The sequence below is a fragment of the Frankia sp. AiPs1 genome, from assembly GCF_023716945.1.
In the GTDB taxonomy this organism is placed as follows: Bacteria; Actinomycetota; Actinomycetes; order Frankiales; family Frankiaceae; genus Frankia.
This window is the reverse complement of record NZ_JAMQQF010000758.1, coordinates 1-2265: the sequence shown is the minus strand read 5'-3', so window position 1 is coordinate 2265 and position 2265 is coordinate 1. Positions and strand designations below refer to the sequence as shown.

The following is a 2265-nucleotide window of genomic DNA, read 5'->3' as shown; positions in this document are numbered from 1 at the left end:
AGGCGGGACGCGGCCAGCGGTCCCGTCACAGCGCACTCGCCGCCGCGGCGGGCGGCACGGAGTTCGCCGAGGGCGGCCAGACCCTCGACGAGGCGCTCGCCGCGGCGGAGGAGTCGCCGGCTGACCGGACCGTCGCCGCGGGGGCGCCTGCGGTCGAGTCGGTCGGTTCCGCGGAACCGGGGGGTCCGGTCGAGTCGATGGGCTCGGCCGAGCCAGCGGGTTCGGCCGAGTCGTTGGGGTCGGCTGGGTCGGCGGGTTCGGCCGAGTCGGTGGGGTCGGTTGGGTCGGCGGGTTCGGTCGAGTCGGTGGGTCTGGTCGAACCGGCGGGTTGGGCCGTGGGTGCGAAACCATCCGTGCTCGATGGGCTGGATCCGGATCAGCGGCGGGCGGCGGGGCATCCGGCCGGTCCGATGCTCGTCCTCGCCGGCCCCGGAACCGGCAAGACCCGCACGCTGGTGCACGCGATCGCCCACCGGGTCGCCGAGCGTGACGTGCCCGCCGAGCAGTGCCTGGCGGTGACGTTCACCCGGCGGGCGGCGGGGGAGCTCGCCGAGCGGCTCGACGCCATGCTCGGCGAGCGGGCCCGTCGAGTGCTCGCGACGACGTTCCACGGCCTGGGGTTGACGATCGTCCGCGAGCAGCATGAGCGGCTCGCGCGGGGCGCGCAGGTCCAGGTGGCCGACGACACCGTGCGGGCGGAGCTGCTCGACGCCGCGCTGCACGGCGAGGGCGACGCCCGCGCGCGGCGCCGGGTGTCGACCGGGATCGCCGAGCTCAAGCGGCTGCGGGCGCTCGGCCAGGCCCAGCGCGACCATGATCTGGTCGGCGTCCTCGCTCGCTACGACGCCGAGCTGCGGGAGCGGGACATGGTCGACCTCGACGACCTGGTCGCGCTGCCGCTGACCCTGCTGCGCTCCGCACCGGAGCTGGTCGAGCACTACCGCGACCGCTGGCGCCACGTCTGGGTCGACGAGTACCAGGACACCGACGAGCTCCAGTACCGGCTGCTGGGGCTGCTGTGCCCACCGGCCGCGAACCTGTGCGTGATCGGCGATCCGGACCAGGCGATCTACAGCTTCCGGGGCGCCGACGTCGGCTTCTTCCTGCGGTTCGAGCAGGACTACCCGGGCGCCCGCACGGTCGCGCTCACTCGCGGCTACCGGTCGACGCGCACGATCGTGCGGGCGGCCCTCGACGTGATCGCCCCGGCGAGCCTGGTGCCGGGCCGGGCGCTGACCGCGGTGCGGGGCGCCGAGGGGGACGGCCCGGTGCTGCTGCGGCGCTACCGCAGCGAGGCCGAGGAGGCCATCGCGGTCGTCGACACCATCGACGCGGCACTCGGCGGGACCTCCTTTCACGCACTCGACTCCGGGGTGGACGGCTCGGTGGAGGCGGCCCTGTCGTTCGCGGACATCGCGGTGCTCTACCGGACCGCCCGGCAGGCGGAACCGATCATGGAGGCGCTGGCGAAACGGGGATTCCCCTTCCAGCGCCGTTCGCATCTGCCGCTGGCCGACGCCCCGGCCGTCGCCGCCCTGCTGGCCCTGTTGCGCCCGGCCGGTGCGGCCGGTGCGGCGGGTGCGGCCGGTGCGGCCGGTGGGCGGGCGGTGTCCGGGCTGTTGCGTGACGCGGCGGCGCAGGCGGTCGACCTGGCGGCCGCGCTCGGCACCGAACTGGGCGCGTCACTGCCGGCGGGGTTCGCGGGGTTCCCTGGCGGACGGGTGCCGACCGAGGCCGAGCTGCGGCTGGCCGTGGAGCTGCTCTCGCCCGCCGCGGCCGCTGCCGGGATCGACCTGGACGGCTTCCTCACGTCGGTCACGATGGCCAGCGAAGTCGACGGCCTCGACCCGCGGGCGGACCGCGTCAGCCTGCTGACCCTGCATGCGAGCAAGGGCCTGGAGTTTGGTCTGGTCTTCATCGTCGGCTGCGAGGACGGGCTGCTGCCGATGCGTTTCGGGCCCAGCGGCCGGGCATCCACGGCCGGAGGCGGGCAGGCGTCGAGCGGGCAGGCGGTGGGCGGGCAGGCGGTGGGCGGGCAGGGGCCGGGCGGGGATGTCGGCCCGGCCGCGGCGGCGCTGCTTGCCGAGGCCGAAGAGCGGCGGCTGTTCTTCGTGGGCGTGACCCGGGCGCGCCACCAGCTGATCCTGACCTCGGCGGCGCGCCGCCCCGCCGGCGCGGCCACCCCCCCCCCCCCCCCCCCCGCCCCCCCCCACACCCCCCCCCCCCCCCGCTCGACCACCGACCGAGCGACCGGCCCTGCCGCCG

1 protein-coding gene is annotated in these 2265 nt (G+C 76.4%); it reads left to right on the top strand.

Annotated features, from left to right (window positions below; all coding sequences use genetic code 11):
* The coding region (locus ND748_RS30330) for an ATP-dependent helicase (protein WP_251749676.1) at positions 1-2265 on the top strand (2265 nt) is incomplete at both ends.